The 23,179-nt window shown below is 32.0% G+C and carries 17 protein-coding genes; 15 read left to right on the top strand and 2 right to left on the bottom strand.

Translation table 11 applies throughout. The annotated features are described in order from the left end of the window. The first annotated feature begins 197 nt into the window (after nt 1-197). The 5 genes from CLRAG_RS04450 (at nt 198) to garR (ending at nt 7,131) form a co-directional block, all read left to right on the top strand. Nucleotides 198-1,544: an enolase C-terminal domain-like protein gene (locus CLRAG_RS04450; protein WP_065077281.1), complete on the top strand. Its 1,347-nt coding sequence runs from the start codon at nt 198-200 to the stop codon at nt 1,542-1,544. A 25-nt stretch (nt 1,545-1,569) separates the two neighbouring features. Next, nucleotides 1,570-2,919, top strand: a complete 1,350-nt coding sequence (gene gudD, locus CLRAG_RS04445; protein WP_065077280.1) for a glucarate dehydratase — start codon at nt 1,570-1,572, stop codon at nt 2,917-2,919. Nucleotides 2,920-3,208: 289 nt separating this feature from the next. Then, nucleotides 3,209-4,594 (top strand): MFS transporter, encoded by a 1,386-nt coding sequence (locus CLRAG_RS04440; RefSeq protein WP_338030831.1) that lies wholly within the window; start codon nt 3,209-3,211, stop codon nt 4,592-4,594. Between the two features lie 319 nt (nt 4,595-4,913). Next, nucleotides 4,914-6,056, top strand: coding sequence for a glycerate kinase family protein (locus CLRAG_RS04435; RefSeq protein WP_065077278.1), 1,143 nt, complete (start codon nt 4,914-4,916; stop codon nt 6,054-6,056). A 190-nt stretch (nt 6,057-6,246) separates the two neighbouring features. Continuing rightward, nucleotides 6,247-7,131, top strand: a complete 885-nt coding sequence (gene garR / locus CLRAG_RS04430; protein ID WP_063555433.1) for a 2-hydroxy-3-oxopropionate reductase — start codon at nt 6,247-6,249, stop codon at nt 7,129-7,131. Nucleotides 7,132-7,271: 140 nt separating this feature from the next. On the opposite strand, the gene CLRAG_RS04425 is transcribed toward garR, so the two are convergent. Beyond that, a complete protein-coding gene (locus CLRAG_RS04425) occupies nt 7,272-8,243 on the bottom strand; it encodes a helix-turn-helix domain-containing protein (RefSeq protein WP_065077277.1) in 972 nt (323 codons plus the stop codon). Nucleotides 8,244-8,531: 288 nt separating this feature from the next. On the opposite strand from CLRAG_RS04425, the gene ptcA reads away from it, so the two are divergent. From ptcA to CLRAG_RS04385, 8 genes are all read left to right on the top strand, one after another. Beyond that, the gene (gene ptcA, locus CLRAG_RS04420; RefSeq protein ID WP_065077276.1) at nt 8,532-9,557 is read left to right on the top strand and encodes a putrescine carbamoyltransferase; all 1,026 of its coding nucleotides are present in this window, start codon (nt 8,532-8,534) and stop codon (nt 9,555-9,557) included. A 15-nt stretch (nt 9,558-9,572) separates the two neighbouring features. Next, nucleotides 9,573-10,949: an MATE family efflux transporter gene (locus CLRAG_RS04415; RefSeq protein ID WP_083985540.1), complete on the top strand. Its 1,377-nt coding sequence runs from the start codon at nt 9,573-9,575 to the stop codon at nt 10,947-10,949. Between the two features lie 25 nt (nt 10,950-10,974). Beyond that, a complete protein-coding gene (locus CLRAG_RS04410) occupies nt 10,975-12,600 on the top strand; it encodes an amidohydrolase (protein WP_065077275.1) in 1,626 nt (541 codons plus the stop codon). A gap of 83 nt (nt 12,601-12,683) precedes the next feature. Further along, complete coding sequence (aguA, locus tag CLRAG_RS04405; protein WP_065077274.1) at nt 12,684-13,778, top strand: agmatine deiminase; 1,095 nt, start codon at nt 12,684-12,686, stop codon at nt 13,776-13,778. Nucleotides 13,779-13,815: 37 nt separating this feature from the next. After that, the gene (gene arcC / locus CLRAG_RS04400) at nt 13,816-14,754 is read left to right on the top strand and encodes a carbamate kinase (RefSeq protein WP_065077273.1); all 939 of its coding nucleotides are present in this window, start codon (nt 13,816-13,818) and stop codon (nt 14,752-14,754) included. 189 nt (nt 14,755-14,943) lie between these two features. After that, nucleotides 14,944-17,028, top strand: a complete 2,085-nt coding sequence (locus CLRAG_RS04395) for a methyl-accepting chemotaxis protein (protein WP_167351551.1) — start codon at nt 14,944-14,946, stop codon at nt 17,026-17,028. A 94-nt stretch (nt 17,029-17,122) separates the two neighbouring features. Continuing rightward, a complete protein-coding gene (locus CLRAG_RS04390) occupies nt 17,123-18,418 on the top strand; it encodes a glycoside hydrolase family 18 protein (RefSeq protein WP_065077271.1) in 1,296 nt (431 codons plus the stop codon). Nucleotides 18,419-18,607: 189 nt separating this feature from the next. Beyond that, nucleotides 18,608-19,714, top strand: coding sequence for an FAD-dependent oxidoreductase (locus CLRAG_RS04385; protein WP_065077270.1), 1,107 nt, complete (start codon nt 18,608-18,610; stop codon nt 19,712-19,714). Nucleotides 19,715-19,833: 119 nt separating this feature from the next. Here the strand turns inward: CLRAG_RS04385 and hcp are convergent, their stop codons facing one another. Next, the gene (gene hcp, locus CLRAG_RS04380) at nt 19,834-21,537 is read right to left on the bottom strand and encodes a hydroxylamine reductase (protein WP_065077269.1); all 1,704 of its coding nucleotides are present in this window, start codon (nt 21,535-21,537) and stop codon (nt 19,834-19,836) included. A 420-nt stretch (nt 21,538-21,957) separates the two neighbouring features. Between hcp and CLRAG_RS04375 the strand changes: the two genes are divergently transcribed. Together CLRAG_RS04375 and CLRAG_RS04370 are read left to right on the top strand one after the other, a co-directional pair. Further along, nucleotides 21,958-22,464, top strand: coding sequence for a 4Fe-4S binding protein (locus tag CLRAG_RS04375; RefSeq protein ID WP_065077268.1), 507 nt, complete (start codon nt 21,958-21,960; stop codon nt 22,462-22,464). A gap of 238 nt (nt 22,465-22,702) precedes the next feature. Beyond that, nucleotides 22,703-23,149, top strand: a complete 447-nt coding sequence (locus tag CLRAG_RS04370) for a DUF3788 domain-containing protein (RefSeq protein WP_065077267.1) — start codon at nt 22,703-22,705, stop codon at nt 23,147-23,149. Nucleotides 23,150-23,179: the final 30 nt, after the last annotated feature.

Below are 23,179 nucleotides of genomic sequence, written 5' to 3'. Positions count from 1 at the left end.
GAACATTGAAGGAAGAATGAAAAAATATGATAATTAAATTGCAAAGTATTTAGACATTATTAGTATGTTTTCTTAATATTTTAAATTCATGCTAGTCCAAATTGAAACTTTGAGGTGTTTTTTTATTGTATTAATTTTATGGATATATGCAAATGATTCATATTTTATAGAAATACAGAATTTGGAGGAGATTTAATATGAGTAGTAAAGGTACACCTATTGTAACAGATATGAAAGTTATTCCAGTAGCAGGATATGACAGTATGTCATTAACATTAAGTGGAGCTCATGCACCATTTTTTACAAGGAATATAGTTATTATAAAAGATAATTCAGGTAATACAGGGCTTGGTGAAATACATGGAGGAGAGCATATTAGAAAGGCTTTGGAAAACTATAAGCCGTTTGTTATAGGCAAACATATAGGTGATTATAAGGGTATAATATATGAATTAAAAAATAGGACTTGGGGTGCAGATCAAAATAATGGGGAAGGTATTCAAGAACTTGATTTAAAAAACTTGCGTTTTGTGGTTCATGCTGAAACTGCTGTTGAATCTGCATTACTGGATTTATTAGGACAATATATGGATCTTCCAGTAGCATCTTTGCTTGGAGATGGTAAACAAAGAGATGCTGTGAGAATGCTTGGTTATTTATTTTATGTAGAAGATAAGAATAAAACGAATTTATCATATATTGATGAAAGCAATAGCAAGGACCCATGGTTTAAAATAAGAAGAAAGAGAATGGTAACTGTAGAAGATATTATTGAAGAGGCTCATGCAGTAAAAGAACGTTATGGAGTAAAAGATTTTAAATTAAAAGGAGGAGTATTTGAAGGAGAAAAAGAGATAGAAACTATAAAAGCTTTAGCTAAAGAATTTCCAGATGCTAATGTCAATATAGATCCTAATGGGGCATGGTCTTTAGAAGAAGCTATAAGGCTATGCAAGGATGCTGGTACAGCTTTATCTTATGCTGAAGATCCTTGTGGGCCAGAAAAAGGTTTTTCAGGAAGAGAGATTATGACTGAGTTTAAGAGAGCTACAGGACTAAGAGTAGCAACAAATATGATAGCAACAGATTGGCGTCAGTTTGGTCACTGTCTTTCATTAAATTCACTTGACATAATTTTAGCAGATCCACATTTTTGGACAATGAATGGTGCAGTACGTGCGGCGCAAATATGTAATGAATGGGGATACACTTGGGGTTCACATTCAAATAATCATTTTGATATATCATTAGCAGTATTCACTCAAGTTGCTGCCGCAGCCCCAGGAGAAATTACATCAATGGATACTCATTGGATTTGGCAAGATGGACAATACTTAACTAAAACTCCATATAAAATATCTAATGGGTTGATAGAACTTCCTAAAAAGCCAGGGCTTGGTTTGAAAGTTGATATGGATAAGGTTATGAAAGCTAATGAGTTATATACTAAAATGAGTTGTGGGGATAGAGATGACTCTATATCCATGCAGTATTTAATAAAAGATTGGAAGTTTGATAGTAAAAAACCATGCATGGTAAGGTAAAATGCTATATTATGGAGGTTAGAACATGAATGACAGTAAAAATGTGATAAAGAATACACCTGTTGTTACTGATCTGCAAGTTATTCCTGTAGCAGGACATGATAGTATGTTATTTAATTTAAGTGGAGCACATGGACCTTTTTTTACACGTAATATTGTAATTTTAAAGGATAATGCAGGAAATACTGGTGTTGGAGAAGTGCCAGGAGGCGAAGCTATACGTAAGACAATAGAGGATTCAAAGTCGTTAGTTGTGGGACAAAGTATTGGAAAATATAAATCAATAATTAGAAATGTAAAAGAAACTTTTTCATCTAGAGATGCTGGTGGACGTGGACTTCAGACATTTGATTTGCGTACCACTATACATGCAGCTACTGCAATAGAAGCAGCATTACTTGATTTAATGGGAAAATTTCTTAATGTACCAACCTGCGAATTATTAGGTGAGGGTCAGCAGAGAAAATCAGTTAAAGTTTTGGGATATTTATTCTTTGTAGGTGATAGGAAAAAAACAAATTTACCTTATGTAAGTGAACCTGATTCAAAGGATGATTGGTCACGATTACGTATTGAAGAAGCAATGACTCCAGAAGCTGTTGTAAGACTTGGAGAAGCTGCACAGGAACGCTATGGATTCAAAGATTTTAAATTGAAAGGCGGAGTTTTAAGTGGAGAAAAGGAAATAGAGGCTGTAACAGCTTTGGCTAAACGTTTCTCGGATGCTCGTATAACTCTTGATCCAAATGGATCATGGTCATTAGACGAAGCTATAAAGTTGTGCAAAAACATAAAAGGTGTTTTGGCTTATGCTGAAGATCCTTGTGGAGCTGAAAATGGTTTTTCAGGGCGTGAGGTCATGGCTGAATTTAGGAGAGCTGTTGATTTGCCTACTGCTACTAATATGATTGCAACGGACTGGAGACAGATGGTACATTCTCTTCAGCTGCATTCAGTAGATATTCCATTAGCTGATCCACATTTTTGGACAATGGAAGGTTCAGTACGAGTAGCACAAACTTGTAGAGATTTTGGACTTACTTGGGGTTCACATTCAAATAATCATTTTGATATTTCACTTGCAATGTATGCTCAAACAGCAGCTGCAGCTCCAGGAAATGTAACTGCAATTGATACACACTGGATATGGCAGGATGGTCAGTATTTGACTAAAAATCCATTTAAGATTGTAGGTGGTATGATAGATATTCCAGACAAACCAGGCTTGGGTGTAGAGATAGATATGGAACAAGTCAAGAAAGCTAATGAATTATATACAAAAATGTCATTAGGGGCACGTGATGATTCAGTTGCTATGCAATTTTTAATTCCAGGTTGGAAGTTTAACAATAAACGCCCTTGTTTAGTAAGATAAAATATGCTTTCGTTTAGGACTGCTGCACCAACTATTAGTGTAGCAGTCCTAAATTTATATGTGTTTATGTGAGAGTATAATTATTAATACGTTATCTTTGTATTGAAGCTAGCTTTGCTTATAAATATGAGTTAAAAAAGTTATGCATATATATGAAAAAACGCTCCTGATAACGATTTAAATTTGTGCAGCTGAACATTGAATGAAATGTCGAAAAATATGATAATAAACTTGTAAACATTTATAAAAGTCTTAAGACATTAAAGTAACCTAGGTAAATAATAAGTTAATTATTAAACAATCGTGGAGGAATGAAAATATGTATACAGAAAAAAAACCTACAAAAGTACGTTTTTTGATATTGCTAATGCTTTTTGTGGCTGTTGCAATAACATATCTTGATAGAGCTAATTTATCAGTTGCAGGTACTGCAATTCAAAAACAGCTGAAAATAAATTCTACCCAGTTAGGAGTTTTATTTTCAGCATTTACATGGTCTTATGTTATAGTTCAAATACCAGTTGGAATGATATTAGATAAAATTGGAGCAAGATTCTTATATGGTGGAGCTATGGTATTGTGGGGATTTTTCACATTTATTATGGCATTTAGTTCGCAGGGGTTGTTTGCAGGTATTGGTGCTTCATTTATGGTACTTATAGTTTGTAGAATATTAATTGGAATAGCGGAGGGACCTGCTTTCCCAAGCAATACAAAAATAGCAGCACTTTGGTTTCCAAATAAGGAAAGAGCTAGAGCAATAAGTATTTATTCATCTGCACAGTATATAGGACTAGCAGTATTTACTCCTATATTAGCTTTTATGGTTGCTAAAATAAGTTGGGAATCAGTATTTTATCTTTCTGGTGGAATTGCAATCGTTTTTGGTATCATATGGTTGGCTGTATACAGAGACCCTAAAGACAGTAAACGTATAAATCAAGAAGAATTAGATTACTTAAAAAATAACGGTGCTTACAATCCTAATGAAATTGGAGCAAAAAAAGAAGATAAGATTTCATTGGATGAAATTTTATATGTAATAAAGCAAAGAAGAGTTTGGGGAATCTTTATTACACAATTTGCGGTAGCATCTACTTTATATTTTTTTATGACATGGTTTATTGTTTATCTTCAAAAAGGATTAAAATTACCAATACAAAAAGCAGGATTTATGGCAATATTACCTTATATGATGGCTATGGCAGGAGTTCTATTTGGAGGATTTTTAAGCGATTATTTATTGAAAAAAACATCATTGACCGTAGCTCGTAAAATACCAATAGTTGCAGGATTACTTTTTACATCCATTTTATGTTTAGCAAATTTCTTTGAAAAGACACCTATTATAGCTGTAATTATTTTATCAATTGCATTTTTTGCAAATGCAGCTTCTAACTTAGGATGGGTAGCTCTAAGTGATGTTTTACCTAAAAGCATGATAGGTAGAGTTGGAGGTGTACTTAATCTTTGTGGAAATTTATCTGGTATAGTTAGTCCAATAATTTTTGGAGTTTTACATCAAAAAACTGGTAATTTTCATTTAGCTATGGATTATACTTCTGCAGTTGCTGTTGTTGGAGCTTTGGCTTTTCTGTTTATAGTAGATAAGGTAGAACCTGTTGACTTAAGTAAAAAGTTTCATGCAAACGAAGATATAAAAGTTATTAAGTAACAACAAAAACTTTTATTATAGCATAGGATTTGACATTGATATTAAGTTCAATGCCAAATCCTTTTTTATATAAGAGCTAGGATCAAAAATAAGTTATGCAAATAAATAAAAAGAGAATATTAACGACAAATGATATTTGTGCAACTGAATATTGTTTCACTTGTAAAAAAGTAGAATAATAAAATAGAAATATATGATAAATAATAATTGTAAAAATAGTAAATGCTTTTAATAGTAACAGCTAACTTTAATATAGAATTTAGATATATTAGAAAAGCTAAGTTCTTGAATAGATTTTAGGCAATAGGAGGGTTTAAACATGAAAAAGGATTTTAGTATTTTGCTGGCACCAGATTCCTTCAAAGAGAGTATGACTGCAAAAGAAGCTTGTGAAGCTATGGAAAAGGGAATAAAAAAAGTAAATAAAAATATTAAGTGTATACAAGTTCCTATGGCTGACGGGGGAGAGGGAACAATGCAATCTCTTGTTGATGCTACAGGAGGAGATATATATAGATTAAAAGTAATTGGACCACTTGGAGATGAAGTAGAAGCTGAATATGGTATTTTAGGAGACGGCGAAACAGGTATTATAGAAATGGCCAGTGCAAGCGGAATAGGTTTGGTGCCAAAAGAAAAAAGAAATCCGCTCATAACAACAACTTACGGAACAGGACAATTAATAAGAGATTGTTTAAACCACAATATAAGAAAATTGTTAGTTGGCATAGGGGGAAGCTCTACTAATGATGGTGGTGTAGGGGCAATTCAAGCTCTAGGCGGAAAATTTATGAACAGAGATGGAAAGGAGATTGGATTTGGCGGCGGTGAGTTAGGCAAAATAGAAAAAATTGATTTAACAAATTTTGATGTTCGCTTGAAGGACGTCAAATTAGAAGTAGCTTGCGATGTTACTAATCCTCTCTGCGGAAAAGAAGGAGCGTCTAATGTCTTTGGACCACAAAAAGGAGCTACTTCTGAAATGATTAAAGTATTGGATGATAACTTAAGGCATTATGCTAAGATAATTAAGGAACAAATTAATGTAGATGTGTTAAATATACCTGGAGCAGGTGCGGCTGGTGGATTAGGAGCTGGACTTATGGTTTTCTTAAAAGGAGAGCTGAAAAACGGTATTGATATAGTTATAGAATATTCTAAGTTGGAAGAAAAAATTAAGCAAGCAGATATAGTTTTTACCGGTGAAGGTAGTATTGATTTTCAAACACAATATGGAAAGACTCCAATTGGAGTAGCTATGATAGCAAAGAAATATAATAAACCTGTAGTAGCACTGGCAGGTAGTGTTGAAAATGGTATAGATGTACTGTATGAAAAGGGTATAGATTCAATTTTTAGTATTGTTAGAGGTGTGACGACACTAGACTGTGCTCTAAAAAAAGGCAGTGAAAATATAGAGAAAACAGTTGAAAATATAGTAAGATTAATGAATGTAAAATAGTTATAGGCAGCGTTTTAAAAGATGAATTGAAATTGATGCAGTATATACCACAAGCTAATTTGTAAAATGTTATGCATATATATAAAATAGTTTGCTAGTAATAAATCATATTTGTGCAAATGAACATTGAATGATAAATGCAAAGGTATGATAATATTATTATAAAATAGAAATACAGGAGGATTGACTTATGAAAGTAGGATTTATCGGACTTGGAATAATGGGAAAACCAATGTCAAAGAATTTAATAAAGGCAGGTTATGACCTTGTAGTTTATAATCGCAGTAAGGCATCAGAAGAAGAACTCGAAAAAGCAGGAGCTGAAAGAGGAGCTTCACCAAAAGATGTTGCAGCTAAAAGTGATGTTATAATAACGATGCTTCCAAATTCTCCACAGGTTAAAGAAGTTGTCTTGGGAGAAAATGGTGTTATTGAGGGAATAAAAAAGGGTTCTGTATTTATTGATATGAGTTCCATAGCACCACTTGTTTCTAGAGAAATAGCTAAAAAATTAGAAGAAAAAGGAATTGACATGTTGGATGCTCCAGTAAGTGGTGGAGAACCAAAAGCTATTGACGGAAGTTTATCTATGATGGTAGGCGGAAAGAAAGAAGTTTTTGAAAAATATAAAGATTTACTTTTGAAGATGGGTACAAGTGCAGTACTATGTGGTGATGTTGGTGCAGGTAATGTAACAAAGTTAGCAAACCAGGTAATTGTTGCATTAAATATAGCAGCTATGTCAGAAGCTTTTGTACTAGGAACTAAAGCTGGTGTATCTCCAGAATTAATTTACAATGCTATTCGTGGAGGACTAGCAGGAAGTACTGTATTAGATGCTAAAGCTCCAATGGTACTAGACAGAAATTTCAAACCAGGATTCAAAATTGACCTACATATAAAAGATTTAAAGAATGCTGTTGAAACTGCAGCAGGAGTAGGAGCACCTCTTTTCCTTACAAATCAAGTATTAGAAATGCTTAGAAATTTGCATTTAGATGGAGAGGGACAAAGCGATCATTCTGCTCTAGTAAAATTCTATGAGAAATTAGGAAAAGTTGAAGTAACTAAATAATTTTGTAGGAATCCGTAGAACTTTAAAACAAAAAATAAACTACTTATGCTTGAGATTAACTTAGGTAAATGTAAAAAAGGATTTAGTATTGAGATCAGGTTCTTGATGCTAAATCCTTTTTTTATTGGAAATCCTGTTCATTAATTATTAACAACTGTATCTTGAAAAAGGCGCAGAAGTTCAATCTTTTTATTTACTTCTGCTTTTCTATAAATATTATGAACATGAGTTTTGGTAGTTCCAATTGATATGTATAATAGATCACTTATTTCCTGATTACTTTTGTTTTCTAATAAAAGGTGAATAACTTCTTTTTCACGGTTAGTTAAATTGTAAGTGCTGCAGAAAAAATTTAGCTGCTTTTCAAATTCAGAAGAATTTGTATCTGTATATGTAGAAGAATTTTTAGTGTAGAAAATACTATGAAGAACTTTATAGGATATTTTAATGGCCATAATAGAGAAGAAAATAGATAAAATATCTTCACTAAAGTTTCTTTCGTTTACATTTCGTATTGATAAGTAAGCAATTAATTTGCCCATATTGGGAATTGTAACAATATCTTCTAAAGCAATAAAAATTGTGATAATAAAAGTTGTAGTAAAAAATATTCGGTATGGTTGTATACTAGCTTTATAGTCAGGATTGGTAGAGAACCTGAGGTAATAAAAATAAAAAAAGCAAAGACTAATGATATATAGTTGTTGTATTCCATAAAAGCATTCTAACTTCATGACAGATTCAGGCAACGTAGTTAAATAAATAGAAAGTAAGAAAAATGACATTGGAAACAATAAGTGTTTTATATGAAAACCTTTTTTTAATAATGCAAAAGTAATTAGTAAATAAAAAATTGATATCCCTGTTCCAACTAGTATTTTTAAGATAGGATATGTAATATGTGGAATTACATTTAGATTAAAATTAGTGCCGTATAATAAAAATTCAGCATTATAAATTATGAACTCATCTAAAACAAAAAAAATAAAAGTAAGCCCACTGTATAAATAAATCTTTTTTTTAGAATAAGAGTAAGCAAAGAAACAGCTGGTAGACGCCATAGCGTACATAACAATTAAAAAAATATTATAAGAAAAGAAAAATAATTTCATTTTACAATCTCCTTTCACAGTGTTAGCTCATCTAGAAACTATTGCATTCCATTGAATACAAAATAATTTTATCATTTTTCTAATGAAAAAAATAGTCAAATTACAAAAATAGATAAAAGTTTATGTCGGTTTATGTGGTAAATATAAAAAATCCATCTATAGGTATAGCTAATTATATATCTATAGATGGATTTATAAATTTCCTCCAGATGGTAAGCTAGGAAATGCAAGTTCATGAAAATGAACAAACAACAATAAAAAAATATAAATTTTTAGGAGGAAGAAAAAATGGCAGTAAAAGATTTTATTAACACAAATGATTTTAAAAAGGAGGAATTAATGGATATTATTAACTTATCCTTAAAGTTGAAAAAATGTATCAAAAATGGATATTATCCACAGTTACTTAAACATAAAACGTTAGGAATGATCTTTCAACAGAGTTCAACTAGAACAAGGGTATCTTTTGAGACAGCAATGGAACAACTTGGTGGACATGCTCAGTATTTAGCTCCAGGTCAGATTCAATTGGGAGGACATGAAACTATCGAGGATACAAGCCGTGTTTTATCTAGATTAGTAGATATTCTTATGGCACGTGTAGACAGACATAAGAGTGTAGTTGATCTTGCAAAAAATGCTACAGTACCAGTAATTAATGGTATGTCTGATTACAACCATCCAACCCAGGAAATGGGAGACGTTTGTACTATGACAGAACATTTACCAGAAGGAAAGAAATTGGAAGATTGTAAAGTTGTATTTGTAGGAGATGCTACTCAGGTGTGTGCTTCTTTAATGTTTATTACAACTAAATTAGGAATGCATTTCGTTCAATATGGACCAAAAGGTTATCAATTAAAGAAAGAACTTACTAAGATTGGAGAAGAGAATTGTAAAGTATCCGGCGGCTCATTATTGATTACAGATACCGAAGATGAAGCATTAAAGGATGCAGATTTCGTTTATACTGATGTTTGGTATGGTTTATATGATGCTGAACTTTCTAAGGAAGACAGAATGGCAATATTCTATCCTAAATATCAAGTAACTAAAGAGATGATGGCAAAAGCAAGCCCTAATGTAAAATTTATGCATTGCCTACCTGCAACAAGAGGAGAAGAGGTAGTAGATGAAGTAATAGATGCTGATTATTCTATCGTGTTTGATGAAGGCGAAAACAGATTGACAGCTATGAGAGGATTACTTGTATATTTCTTAAATCAAAATGCAAAAAAAGAAGATAAAGTTGCACAAATGAAGTCTAGAGCTGAATTAGAAGTAGTTCTAAATTCTATTGGTTCAAAAAAATAGATTGGGGTGCATAAAATGGATGAATTAATGACAAACCCGGAAGCAGATGTTAAAGATAGAGAGTTAGGCACAAAGCCCGTAAAGAGTTTATATGCAAGATATAGTTTTGTTACTTTAGTTGGAATGATAGCACAGTGCGTTATGGTTATGTTTGAAGGAGTTATTATAGGACGTGGATTAGGAACTTTAGGTTTAGCTACAGTGAGTATTATCATGCCTCTTGAAAATTTGAGCCTGGCGCTAGGAGGATTTTTTGGAGTTGGTATCAGTAGTATCGCGGCAATAAAGTTAGGTGACAATGACCATGAGGGTGCTAGAAAAGTATTTGCACAGGGATTTTGGTTTTGTACAATATTTATGATTGTGTTGTCAATTCTTATTTTTACCAATGTAGGTAGAGTTGCTGGATTCTTAGGTGCAACACCTCAAATTACAGGTGATGTGGTAAAATTTATAAAAATATTTATGATAGGATACCCATTTTGTGTTATTGGGCAAATGCTGTGTTATGTATTGAGGGTGGATGAAAAACCAGGAATAGCTTCTTTCTTTATGTCCTTTGCATCTATTGTGGCATTAGCAGAACTATTTTTGTCCGTAGTTGTTTTTAAGATAGGGATTACTGGTGCTGCTATCTATTATGCGTTGTCAATAGGTTTATGGTTCGGTTGTATTTATTATTTCCTATTAGATAAAAACACTCTATTTAAAATTAAGGTATCTGATTTAAAAATTGATTTTACTAATATAGCAGCTGCACTAAAAACAGGAATACCGTTTTTTATCATACAGGCAGGTACATTTGTTTTTGGAATTGTGATTAATAACATGCTGGGTAAACTTGGAAATGAGGTAGACATTGCAGCTTTTTCAATTATTAATGGTTATGTTATTTATATTCTTATGATGATTTGCAATGCTATGCTTGGTGGTGTTCAGCCAATTGCTAGTTATAATTATGGAGCTAAAAACAAGAGTCGTTTAAAAGAATTAATTAAAGTTAGTGTTTCAAGTAATTTTATTATTGTTATGATACTGGTTATAATTACTGAAATATTTGCTAGACCAATTATTAGTGCATTTGCTGGAAATAATGCTGGCCTTGTAAATTCAGCAACACTTTATACAAGAATTGTAGTATCTTTTGCTGCTTTTGGGTTTACTTCTAACCTGATTTCTGGATATTATCAAGCAGTGGACAAAGTTGCTGTATCTACTGTAATCGGTATAAGTCGATATGTGTTGTTTGCTATTCCACTTATATTTATACTAGTAAAACCATTTGGTATGATGGGAATTTGGTACAGTCAGCCAGTTGCTGATATACTAGCATGTTTATTGTCGTTAATTTTATTAGCAAGAGAAATAAAATCTATTAATAGTTTGGGGTAGTTTGATACTTAGAAAGGGGAAGTTTATGAATAAAGCAGATATTATTCTAAAAAGTAATCATATTTTTACAGGAACTTCAAAAGAAGTCATAGAGGGTATTGTTGCAGTTAAAGATAATAAAATAAGTTATGTGGGAGATGCATCTTGCTTAGATGAGTTAGTTGATGAATATACCAAAATATATAATTATGGTGATCAAATAATTATACCAGGATTTCAGGATGCTCATGTTCATGGATTAATGTCAGCACTTATTCTTGATAAAAAAGTACTGCCTATTGGAGGTTTTTCAGAACAGGAATGCGTAGATGCTATTGGTGATTTTGCAGATCGATTTGGAGAAGATGAATGGATAGTTACATCGGGATGGTATCTTCCTATATGGGAAAATAAAGTACTTCCTACAAAAGATTCTTTAGATGCAGTTTATCCTGATAGACCTGTGGCAATGATGTCAGGAGATGGACATACATTATGGCTTAATTCTAGAGGACTTGAAAAATTAGGAATTACTGAAGATTCAATTCCACCAGTTGGGGGAAAGTATGGGAAAGATGAACAAGGGCATTTAACTGGTATTTTATTTGAAACAGCAGGTTTAAGTGCTAGCTCAAATATTTTACAATCTGATGAAAAATCTTTATTTGGGGCTTATAAAAAATTTCAAGAGCATTTAGTACAAAATGGAGTAACATCTATTTGTGATCTATCCATGATGGCTATGGAAGGAATGGATCAACTTAAAGATGATATATATCAAAAATTATTAGACGAAAATTTGCTAAAAGCACGTGTTAATATGTTCCCAACTATAACAAAAAATTTGGAACGTCCTTTGAAGATGAGAGAAAAGTATAAAGGTACCATGTTGAAATTTGGAGGAACTAAGCAGTTCTTTGATGGTGTTTCAAGTACACATACTGCATATCTTTCAGAACCATATTCTAATGCTTATTTTAAAGGTGACAATGGTAGAACTACCATTGATCCAAAAGATATGGAAGATCTTATTATGTCAGCAGTAGAAAATGATATGAGTATCAGAATTCATACAATTGGAGATGGAGCTATACATTTAGCTTTAGATTCTTTTGAAAAAGCAGAAAAGCAATATGGAAGAAAGCCAAATTTACGGCATACTTTAGAGCATTTGGAAAATATTCAAAAAGAAGATATAAAACGCTTGGCTGATTTGCATGTGATTGCATCAATGCAGCCTGGACACTGTCTAATAGATCCAGCAGGTATTGAAAAGGATTTAGGATTGGAAAGAAGTAAATTAATGTGGGCTTTCCGTGATATGATTGATAGTAATGTTACACTGGCATTTGGAACTGATTCACCAATTATTGATACAATTCCTTTGCTCACAATTTATTATGCTGTTACAAGAGAAAATGTACAGGGAGAGCCTGAAGGAGGCTGGGAACCTCATCAGAAAATTTCAGTAGAAGAGGCATTGATAGCTCACACCTATGGTTCAGCATGTGCTGCTGGCCGAGGTAATGAACTTGGTACATTGGAAAAGGGTAAATTGGCAGACATTACAGTCATCGACAGAGATATTGTTAATTTGCCACCTAAAGAACTTCTAAATGCTAAAATATGTTTTACTATGACTAATGGAAAAGTAGTACATAAGGCAGAGTAGTAGTTCTAAATAAATTTTATCTAATTAGTACTATAGATTAACTTTAATAATCTAAATATATTATGTTAAGGAAGGTATTTATTGTGAAAACGTTAATGTCAATACCTAAAGAAGATGGATTTAGAATGCCAGGAGAATTTGAGAGACATGATGGATGCTGGATGATTTGGCCTGAAAGAACGGATAACTGGAGACTTGGAGCAAAACCTGCACAAAAAGTATTTGTTGAGGTTGCAACTGCTATTAGTGAATTTGAACCAGTAACTGTATGTGTTAGCAATTCTCAGTATGATAATGCAAGAAGCAAACTTTCAGGGCAGGTGCGTGTGGTTGAAATGTCCACAGATGATTCATGGATGCGTGACTGTGGTCCTACTTTCGTAAGCAATAGAAAGGAAGTAAGAGGAATTGACTGGACTTTCAATTCATGGGGTGGTTTGGTAGATGGTCTGTATTTCCCATGGGATAAAGATGATCATGTTGCTAGAAAAATTTGTGATATTGAGAGAAAAGATAGATATCGTCTGGATGACTTTATTTTAGAAGGTGGTTCAATTCATGTAGATGGTGAGGGTACGTTGATTACAACGGAAGAATGTCTATTAAGTAAGGGACGTAATTCTCATCTTACAAAATTAGAAATCGAAGATATATTGAAGAAATATTTAAATCTGGAAAAAATTATTTGGATTCCTTATGGAATATACAATGATGAGACAAATGGGCACGTAGATAATATTCTTCATTATATTGCTCCAGGTGAAATCGTTCTTGCATGGACAGAGGACGAAGATGATCCACAATATGATATTTCTCAAAAAGCATATGAAATTCTAAGTAGGGAAAAGGATGCAAAAGGTAGAAATCTAAAGATTCACAAATTAATGTTACCTAAAAACATTCTAATTACGAAGGAAGAAAGTGAAGGAGTGGATTCTGTAGATGGTACTCTTCCACGTTGTGAAGGAGACCGACTTGCAGCCTCTTATGCAAATTTCTATATTGCTAATGGAGGTGTTGTATTCCCAATGTTTGGAGACCCTAATGATGAAAAAGCAAGAAAAACTCTTGAAGCTTGCTTCCCTGGACGTAAGGTAGTTGGAATATATGCTAGAGAAATTCTGCTTGGTGGAGGAAACATTCATTGTATTACACAGCAGCAGCCTGGTATAAAATAATTAGGCATAGAAATTTTTATAAAAAAGGAGAAGAAATATGTCAAGAATTGTAATTGCCCTTGGGGGAAACGCTTTAGGAAAAACTCCAATAGAACAACAAAAAATGATAGATAATGCAGCTCCATCTTTAATTGGATTAATCAAACAGGGACATGAAATAATTATAAGTCATGGCAACGGCCCTCAAGTAGGAATGATTAGTTTGGCACTTGATATTGCTTCAGCTAATAATGATAAAGTTGCAAAGTTTGAGCTACCAGAGTGTACGGCTATGAGTCAGGGATATATAGGATATCATTTGCAAAAGGGGTTAAAAAAAGAACTAAAAAAGCAGGGAATGCCATGGCATGTGGCAACTGTAGTAACACAAATGTTAGTAGATAAGAACGATAATGCTTTTAAATGTCCTACAAAACCAATTGGAGGATTTTATTCAAAAGAAGAGGCATTAAAGATGATGGAAGAAGATCCTAAATTAGTAATGAAAGAAGATGCAGGAAGAGGTTACAGGCAGATGGTTGCATCCCCTAAGCCTGTTGACATAGTGGAAAAGGACTCCATATTGAATTTGCTTGACCATGAATTTATAGTTATTGCATGTGGAGGTGGTGGCGTACCAGTTATTTTAGATGAAAATGAAGATTATAAAGGCGTACCAGCTGTTATTGATAAAGACTTTGCTTCTGCAAAGCTTGCAGAACTTGTAGACGCAGAATACTTGTTTATTTTAACAGCAGTTGACCGTATTGCTATTAATTATGGGAAGCCAAATCAAAAAGAATTAAAAGAGGTATCAGTTAAAGAAGCAAAAGCATTAGCTGAAGAAGGACACTTTGCTCCTGGAAGTATGCTGCCTAAAGTAGAAGCTGCTATCCAGTTTGCAAGTAGTAAGCCTGGTAAAAAAGCTGTAATTGCTTCTTTGGAAAAGGCACCACTTGCTATGAAAGGACTTAGTGGCACTCTAATTAAAATGTAGCATAATAGTAATTTTAAAGATACCTGGTGAGGCTAATAGTTTCACCAGGTATTGATTTAAAAAAATATAATTATAGTTTATTCGATGAATTTAGAATAATATGCAAAAGGCCTATTAAATATTTAGAGCAATATTGGTTTTAGATGCAAGTGAATACTATTAATTTTAGAGGAGAAAGGGGGAATGAAATTGAAACTAAAAAAGATTAGTATGAAAATTTTGATGATATTCTTACCAATAACTATAATTTCTGTACTTATGCTTACTATTGTAGCTTATTACTCAAGCAAGCAAATAATTGATACTGAAATCAATGGAAAAATGAAGAGTCTTTTAAGTAATAATATAGATAATATAGAAAAAAAACTTATAGTACATTCAAAAATTGTAGAAGCTATGACTAATGTTGTTAAAACCTCTTATAAGAAGGTATGTGAAGAAAATTTGCAAAACTTGATTAAAGAAATGTTGGTTTCTAATTCGGCCTCTGCTGGTACATTAGGATTAGGTATATGGTTTGAACCTAATAAATTTGATTCCACATTAAAGTACTTTGGACTATATGCATATAAGAATGAAGGTAAAGTAGTTTTTACAGATGTGTATAAAACTGGGCAGGATGATTATTTTAAAGATAGCTGGTATAAGGTAAATATTAAATCTAAAAAAACTGTAAAATGGTCTTCGGCACTGTGGGATTCACTTGCTAGTAATACTACTTCAAAAGTAACTTTAGTTTCTGCAACATCACCTATTTATGACGATAATCATAATTTTATAGGTATAGCTTCTGCTGATATTGACATAAGTTCTATTCAGAAGAATATTGCTAACATAAAGATTGGAAAGAGTGGAAGGGCTTTTTTAATAGATGAAAAAGGATTTTATATGGCTGGAGCTAATATTGGTACTGATAAAATTATGAAATCTAAAATTACTGAAGATGAAAATAATTCTTTGAAAAAGTTAGGAAAAATTATGCTTAATTCAAAGGTTGGCAAAGGAGAAGTAATAGATAAAAATGGAAGAAATATAGTTTATTTTGACGAAGTTCCTGAAACAAAATGGATAGTAGCAATTTGTATTCCTGAAAAAGAATTATATGCAGGTGTAACTTCTCTAATGAATAGAATGATAGCAATTGCTGCTATTTCTATATTAATATTAGTTTTATCTATTATCTTTTTAGTAAAATATTTAAAGAGCAATGTGGATAAAGTTAATAGTTTAGCAAAGGGTTTAGGTTTGGGAGATTTAACCCATAAAGTACAAATCAATTCTGAAGATGAATTTGGTCAAATGGCTGTTAACCTTAATTTTATGATAGATAATATTAAACAAATTGTAAGCAATGTGGTTGGTTATTCTAATGAATTAAGTTCTTCTAGTGAAGATTTATCTGAAACAGTAGCAAAAGTTACTTCACAGTTTCAAACTATTAATGGCGCTATGAAAGAAATTAATGGAGGGGTGCAAGAAACTACAGCTACTGCCGAAGAAATATCAGCATCTATGTATGAAATTGGAACTAATGTAAATACTTTATCAAATAAAGCACTTGATGGAAGCAATAATTCATTAAAAATAAAGGAAAGAGCTTCAGAAGTTGAACAAAATAGCAGCAATGCAATTCATGAAACTGAATTAATTTATGGAGAAAAAGAAAAGAGAATTATTGAATCTATTAAAGAGAGTAAAGTAGTTGAAGAAATTGATATAATGGCAGATACTATAGCAGATGTAGCCAAACAAATAAGTTTGTTATCCATAAATGCGGCCATTGAAGCTGCAAGAGCAGGGGAAAAAGGTAAGAGTTTTGCGGTAGTTGCTGATGAAGTAAAAAAACTAGCAGAACAAACATCTGAAGCTGTTAAGAACATAAAAGAGATTATTAGTGAAGTGAAAAATGGATTTACTAATCTTTCAAATAATAGTAATGAATTATTAGTTTTTATGGATGAAAATGTAAGAACCCAATTTAAGTACTTTAATAGCATCGGAGTCCAATATCAAGAAGATGCTAAATTTGTAAGTGACATGTCTAAAAATTTAGCTTCTATGACTGAAAAAATTAGCAGTACTATGGGGGAAGTGTCTACAGCAATAGAAAATTTAGCAGAGTCATCTCAACGGTCAGCTGAAAGTTCAAATCTTATTCATAAAAGTATGGATCATTCTAAATTAGCGATGGATCAGATATTAAAAACTTCTCGAGATCAAGCTGAATTAGTTCAAAAATTGAATAAGTTAATACAAAAATTTAAAATAAGTTAATTGGAGAAAAATATTTATCAATGCATTAGAACAGAAATAGAGCTATTGAATATAATAACTAATGGTAGTAAATAAAAAAGGAGCGTATATATATTTGAGTATATATGTAGTCCGTCCAGGAGACTCTATATGGTCTATAGCCAGAAGATTTGGAGTTTCTCCGGACAGTATAATAAAGGCCAACGACCTCAATCCAAGGGAAAGTTTAGTAGTTGGACAATCAATTGTAATTCCATCCAGGGAAAGAGCCTATAGGGTTAAAACGGGAGATTCACTGTGGTCTATAGCCAAAAAATTTGGAGTTTCCGTAGACAGCATACTAAATTTAAATAACATGTCAAGTTCTTCTGCCATTTATCCAGGTATGATACTTAGGATACCTGAAAAATCCAAAAACTATGGAACTATTGAAACAAATGGCTTTATACAACCTTCTACTGATGAAAAAGAAACTAGAATTGTAATTGATGCAGCACCATATCTAACTTATGTAACTCCTTTTAGTCATCATATTACTGCAGAGGGGGGATTGACTCCGCTTAGGGATGAAACAATTATTGCGGTTGGAAAAAATAATAGGGTTGCATCCTTACTTTCAGTTACAAATTTATCTGAGAAAAACTTTGATACTGAGCTAATAAGAAAGTTCCTTAATGATGATAAAGCTCAGAACAATCTTATAAATAATATGATAGATATGATGAGGAGAAAAGGTTATTATGGAACTGTAGTAGATTTTGAGAGGATTCCACCAGAAGATAGAACAAAGTATAACCGATTCCTTGAGAAGTTGGTAGCAAGGCTTCACCCACTGGGATATGTAGTTGGAACTGCATTGGCACCTAAAACATATGATGTAAAAGCTGGTGCATGGCATGGAGCTCATGATTACAGTGCCCACGGCAGGATAGTTGATTTTGTAATAATAATGACTTACGAGTGGGGGTGGTCAGGTGGCCCACCTATGGCCGTCGCTCCAATTAATGAGGTGAGAAAAGTAATAAACTATGCTGTAACTGTAATACCTCCTAAGAAGATAATGATGGGAATGCCGCTTTATGGATACGATTGGACACTTCCATACACCCCAGGAGGAGAATTTGCAGAAAGCGTAGGAAATAGAGAAGCGGTGGATAGAGCAAGAAGATATGGAGCTGTCATAAGATATGATCAAAAAGCACAATCACCATATTATAACTATATAGATGAAGAAAGACGACATCATGTAGTTTGGTTTGAAGATGCAAGAAGTGTAGAGGCCAAATATAAACTTGTAAATGAATATGGACTTCGAGGTGTTAGCTACTGGGTTTTAGCAAAGCCGTTCCCAGAAAACTGGCAGGTACTTGATAATATGTTCAATATTGAAAAAGTTATACCAGCTAGGTGATAAGCTTAGAATACAATTGTGAAATTAGTTTTTTCCTCCATAGTTTAATTCCAAAGACTGTTTAATGCTATTTTATACATGGCGTTAAACAGTTTTGTATTTTTACAATAGTACACCGGAGTAAGGTGATCTATTTTGTATACAAAATTTATAAGTTGCAAAAACTATACAAAACAGGAGGTGATTTCTGTGAAAATTGCTATTTTAGGTGCTGGGATGTCAGGCTTATCTTGTGCAATAACATTAGAGAAACATGGAATTATACCAACAATTTTTGAAAAAAGAAATTGTGTTGGAGATAGATTTGTTAATGCTGAGGCAATGTTTAGTTTACTAGATAGACCTATTAAAGATTCTCTGTATTTTCTCTCTAAAAATTATGATATACATTTGAAACCAATAAATGCTGTTAATAAATTAGTTGTCCACTCAAAAAAGCAAATAGGAAGTATTGATGGGAAAATCGGATACACAAATGTTAGGGGAAGGCATGAAAATTCATATGAATGTCAATTAGAGAAACAATTGATGACAAAAATTAATTTTAATTCAACTTGTGAATATGAAGAAGTATGTAAAAATTTTGAGTATGTAATATTAGCAACAGGAGATGGAGAATATGCTTCACATTTAGGAAATTACAAGTGTGATCTTACATTTACATTAAGAGGTGTAACAGTTAAAGGTAAATTTGCTACAGATATTTCGCATGCATGGTTTAATTATGACATCATACCTAAAGGATATGCATGGGTTGTACCATTTTCTGAAAAAGAAGCTAATATTGTTATAGCTTACCCTGACTATCCTGATAATATAAAATTAGATATAAATACAATATGGGAAAGATTTTATAATTTAGTTTGCAAAGATTTAGATCAAAAATTTAGAATAACAGATAAGTTTGAGATTACAAAATATATGACGGGAATATGTAATGTACCCAAAGTTGATAATACTTATTTTGTTGGAAATTGTTTTGGAGCTCTTTCTCCTGGATTAGGATTTGGGCAATTTGCATCAATACTTACAGGGATATATTCAGCTTATGATATATGTGGAATAGGAAAATATGAAGAGCTTGTTAAACCATTATTTAAAAACTATAATCACTCTCTTGTTTTAAGAAGGTTCTTGGAAAATTTAAATGACAAGGATTTGGATTCTGCAATTAAAAATTTAGATAATAAATTAGTACATAAAATCATCGATACAATATGTAGTACTGACAGTAAAATTGATGTACTTCAAGGGATGACTCCATTAATGAAATTATGGAATAAGTATAATTTTTAATAAGAAAAATAGGAAGAAACTGTTAGTCAGATATTTACATATCTGACTAACAGTTTTTTATGACAACTTCTCCACCATATCGTAAATAGAGCCATTTTACTTATATGAATTTATATACTTTAGATTTCCATAAACTTCTTAATATCATTTTCAACATCAGTTATTCCACCTATTCCAAAGTTATCAACTAATACCTTAGCAACATTTGCTGAAAGGAATGCAGGAAGTGTTGGTCCTAAGTGAATGTTCTTAACACCTAAGTGTAATAATGCTAATAATACTATTACAGCTTTTTGTTCATACCAAGCTATATTATATGATATAGGTAACTCATTTACACTCTTCAATCCAAATACTTCTTGAAGTTTAAGTGCTATAACAACTAATGAATATGAGTCATTACATTGTCCTGCGTCTAATACTCTTGGAATTCCACCAATATCACCTAAACTCAATTTGTTATATTTATATTTAGCACAACCTGCAGTTAATATAACTGTATCTTTTGGTAACTTTGAAGCAAATTCTGTATAATAATCTCTTGATTTTGCTCTTCCATCACATCCAGCCATTACAAAGACTCTTTTTATAGCACCTGATTTAACAGCTTCTACAACCTTATCAGCTAAAGCTAAAACTTGATTATGAGCAAATCCACCAACTATTTGTCCTTTTTCTATTTCTGTAGGTGCACTACATTTCTTCGCCATTTTTATAACCTTAGAAAAATCTTTTGTTCCATCAGCCTTAACTTCTATATGGCTACATCCTGGCATTCCCGTATCACCTGTCGTAAATAATCTATTCTTATAGGTGTCTTTTGGTATAACTAAACAATTTGTAGTCATGATGATTGGACCATTAAATTTTTCAAATTCTTCTTTTTGCTTCCACCATGCATTGCCATAGTTTCCTGCAAAATGCTTATACTTTTTAAATTTAGGATAGTATTGTCCGGCAAGCATTTCACCATGAGTATATACATCTACTCCAGTTCCTTCTGTTTGTTCTAGTAACATTTCTAAATCCCTTAAGTCATGTCCTGAAATTAATATACCTGGATTATTTCTAACTCCAATATCAACAGTTGTTATTTCAGGATGTCCATAACTTTCAGTATTAGCTTTATCAAGTAATGCCATGCCATCTACACCAAATTTACCTGCTTCAAGTGCTAAAGCTACCAGATCATCAACAGTTAAACTGTCATCTATTGTAGATGCCAATGCTTTTGCCATAAATGCATGAATTTCTTCATTATTGTAATTTAGATTCATTGCATGCTTCATATAAGCAGACAATCCTTTTAATCCATAAGTGATAAGCTCCCTTAAGCTTCTTATATCTTCATTTTTTGTCGCAAGTACTCCAACTTTTTCAGCTTTTACATCAAATTCTATAGTATTATCAGCTGTCCAAACTGCTGCATCTGGCATAATCATCTCTGTGGTTTGCATTCCAAATATCTTCTTGAAAAAGCCGCCGGTTACTTTTACTTCTCCAACTGTACCACCAGCACTAATTACTTTAGATTTTAATTTTTCTCTTATTTTTAAAGTTTCTTTTACTCTGCCTAAAATAGAATCTCTGTGAAAGTTAGCATTTGTAATCGTTGTAAATAAATTTTCTACTATAACTTTATCGACATTGCTGTCTTTAACTCCAACTTTTCTTCCTTCGTTGCTTACAATAGCTAACCCTTTAGTTACATATATTAATAAGTCTTGAGCCTTTGCAACATTTTCATTCTTACCACAAACCCCTACTTTAGTACACCCCTTGCATCCAGCTGTTTCTTGACATTGATAACAAAACATTGACATTTAAGAATTCCACCTTTCCCCTTAAAATTTATATCTATAAATTTATTACTTTCTTTGCTATGATTATATAGTACTAAAATACTGTGATTTAGTCTGTAACAATTGTTACGAAATAAAAAATAACAAATGTAAGATTAAAAGAGATTTTAAAAATATAGCCAAGCTCCAGGTAAAAAGGGATGATATAGAGAGAAGAATAAAAGAATACGTAAGCCTAATATAGTTGGTGCAGATTTTTATTGGGCTAAATACAAATGGCATTATATACCTAGATATAAGAAATCAACAAACATATATTATCAACATCAGATAAAAGTAATAGGAGTAGGACTAAATGTGGTACAATTTTTATATCAATTAAATCACAATCGTAAATTATTGTGCAGTAATTATATTAGATAAATGTGAGGTAGAATAACTATGTTAATTAGTTCAGTAACAACAATATATTTTTCACCAACAGGTACAACTAAAAAGATTATTAATTCAATTGTAAAAGGAATGAAAATAATTAATAATAAGATAATTGATTTAACCTTGCCTAAAGTAAGAGAGGCTGGCGTTCCTTTAATTGATGGAGACATAGTGTTAATTGGAGTGCCTGTTTATGAGGAAAAAATTTCTCAAGGGAAACTACCATTAATGGCAAAAATAGTGCCTAAAAATAGTGCTAGATTATTTACAAAAACTCCTTTTGCAGATATGAGTAAATGTAGTCACTGCAATATATGTGTAAAACTGTGTCCTATGAATGCAATCGACAAGGAAACTTTAGAAATAGATGAAGAACAATGTCTGCGTTGTTTTTGTTGTGCTAAAAGGTGTCCTAAAAAGGCAAGAAAAATTATTTATAAACCGAGATTTCTGGTTTCAAAAGTATTAACAATGAAAAATAGAATTATAAAGGAGCCTAAACTGTATTTGTAGGATTTTGTACATAATATTTTTGTCTTGCGTCACAACGGTAAGTTATTATGACATACAGGTGTCATATTTAATATGTTACTATAATATATAGATAGAAATTTATAAGTTAATAATATGAAATATTTAATTTATTTGATTATAGAAATGGCTTTAGAAAATAATGTAATTTTGGTAAAATGATATCTTATTGAAATTGAATTTATGAACTATGAATACTTGTAACAAAGGAGTGCTAATTATGTATACGAGTACAGTTGAAAGGTTTATGGATAAGAATGTAATTCCTACGTCTTTAGAAATATGTAATCTTTTAGGAAAAGAAGCTTATAATAGACTATCAAAGCTTGAAACATTTTTACACGATAGTTATGATTTAATTCGTGAATTAAAATTTCCATTTGGCAACAACTATGGGTGGGGGTATAAATATAGCCATAAAAATAAATTATTGTGTTATGTATTTTTTGAAAGAGGTTCATTTACAGTCACAATAACAATAGGCAAAAATGAATTAAAAAAGCTATATAAAGAGTTGGATAAAATGATTCCTAAAACAAAAAAACTATGGGAAAATCGTTATCCGTGTGGTGATGGTGGTTGGATACATTACAGGGTAGAAAATGATAATGAACTGATGGATGTCCAGAAACTTGTGTGTATTAAGAAAAAACCTAAGCAAAGGTAATTTTATATAAAAAATTCTATAACCCTTGAT

This window comes from Clostridium ragsdalei P11, from assembly GCF_001675165.1.
Classification (GTDB): Bacteria; Bacillota; Clostridia; order Clostridiales; family Clostridiaceae; genus Clostridium_B; species Clostridium_B ragsdalei.
Note: the sequence above shows the minus strand (reverse complement) of the source record. Positions and strands in the feature narration are given on the sequence as shown.

Excerpts from the sequence above, each read along its gene's own strand:
- CLRAG_RS04450 (WP_065077281.1), top strand. The coding sequence starts at position 198 with ATGAGTAGTAAAGGTACACCTATTGTAACAGATATGAAAGTTATTCCA.
- garR (WP_063555433.1), top strand. The coding sequence starts at position 6,247 with ATGAAAGTAGGATTTATCGGACTTGGAATAATGGGAAAACCAATGTCA.
- CLRAG_RS04425 (WP_065077277.1), bottom strand. The coding sequence starts at position 8,243 with ATGAAATTATTTTTCTTTTCTTATAATATTTTTTTAATTGTTATGTAC.
- CLRAG_RS04370 (WP_065077267.1), top strand. The coding sequence starts at position 22,703 with ATGTATACGAGTACAGTTGAAAGGTTTATGGATAAGAATGTAATTCCT.
- hcp (WP_065077269.1), bottom strand. The coding sequence starts at position 21,537 with ATGTCAATGTTTTGTTATCAATGTCAAGAAACAGCTGGATGCAAGGGG.
- CLRAG_RS04410 (WP_065077275.1), top strand. The coding sequence starts at position 10,975 with ATGAATAAAGCAGATATTATTCTAAAAAGTAATCATATTTTTACAGGA.
- CLRAG_RS04435 (WP_065077278.1), top strand. The coding sequence starts at position 4,914 with ATGAAAAAGGATTTTAGTATTTTGCTGGCACCAGATTCCTTCAAAGAG.
- CLRAG_RS04375 (WP_065077268.1), top strand. The coding sequence starts at position 21,958 with ATGTTAATTAGTTCAGTAACAACAATATATTTTTCACCAACAGGTACA.
- CLRAG_RS04415 (WP_083985540.1), top strand. The coding sequence starts at position 9,573 with ATGGATGAATTAATGACAAACCCGGAAGCAGATGTTAAAGATAGAGAG.
- gudD (WP_065077280.1), top strand. The coding sequence starts at position 1,570 with ATGAATGACAGTAAAAATGTGATAAAGAATACACCTGTTGTTACTGAT.
- ptcA (WP_065077276.1), top strand. The coding sequence starts at position 8,532 with ATGGCAGTAAAAGATTTTATTAACACAAATGATTTTAAAAAGGAGGAA.
- arcC (WP_065077273.1), top strand. The coding sequence starts at position 13,816 with ATGTCAAGAATTGTAATTGCCCTTGGGGGAAACGCTTTAGGAAAAACT.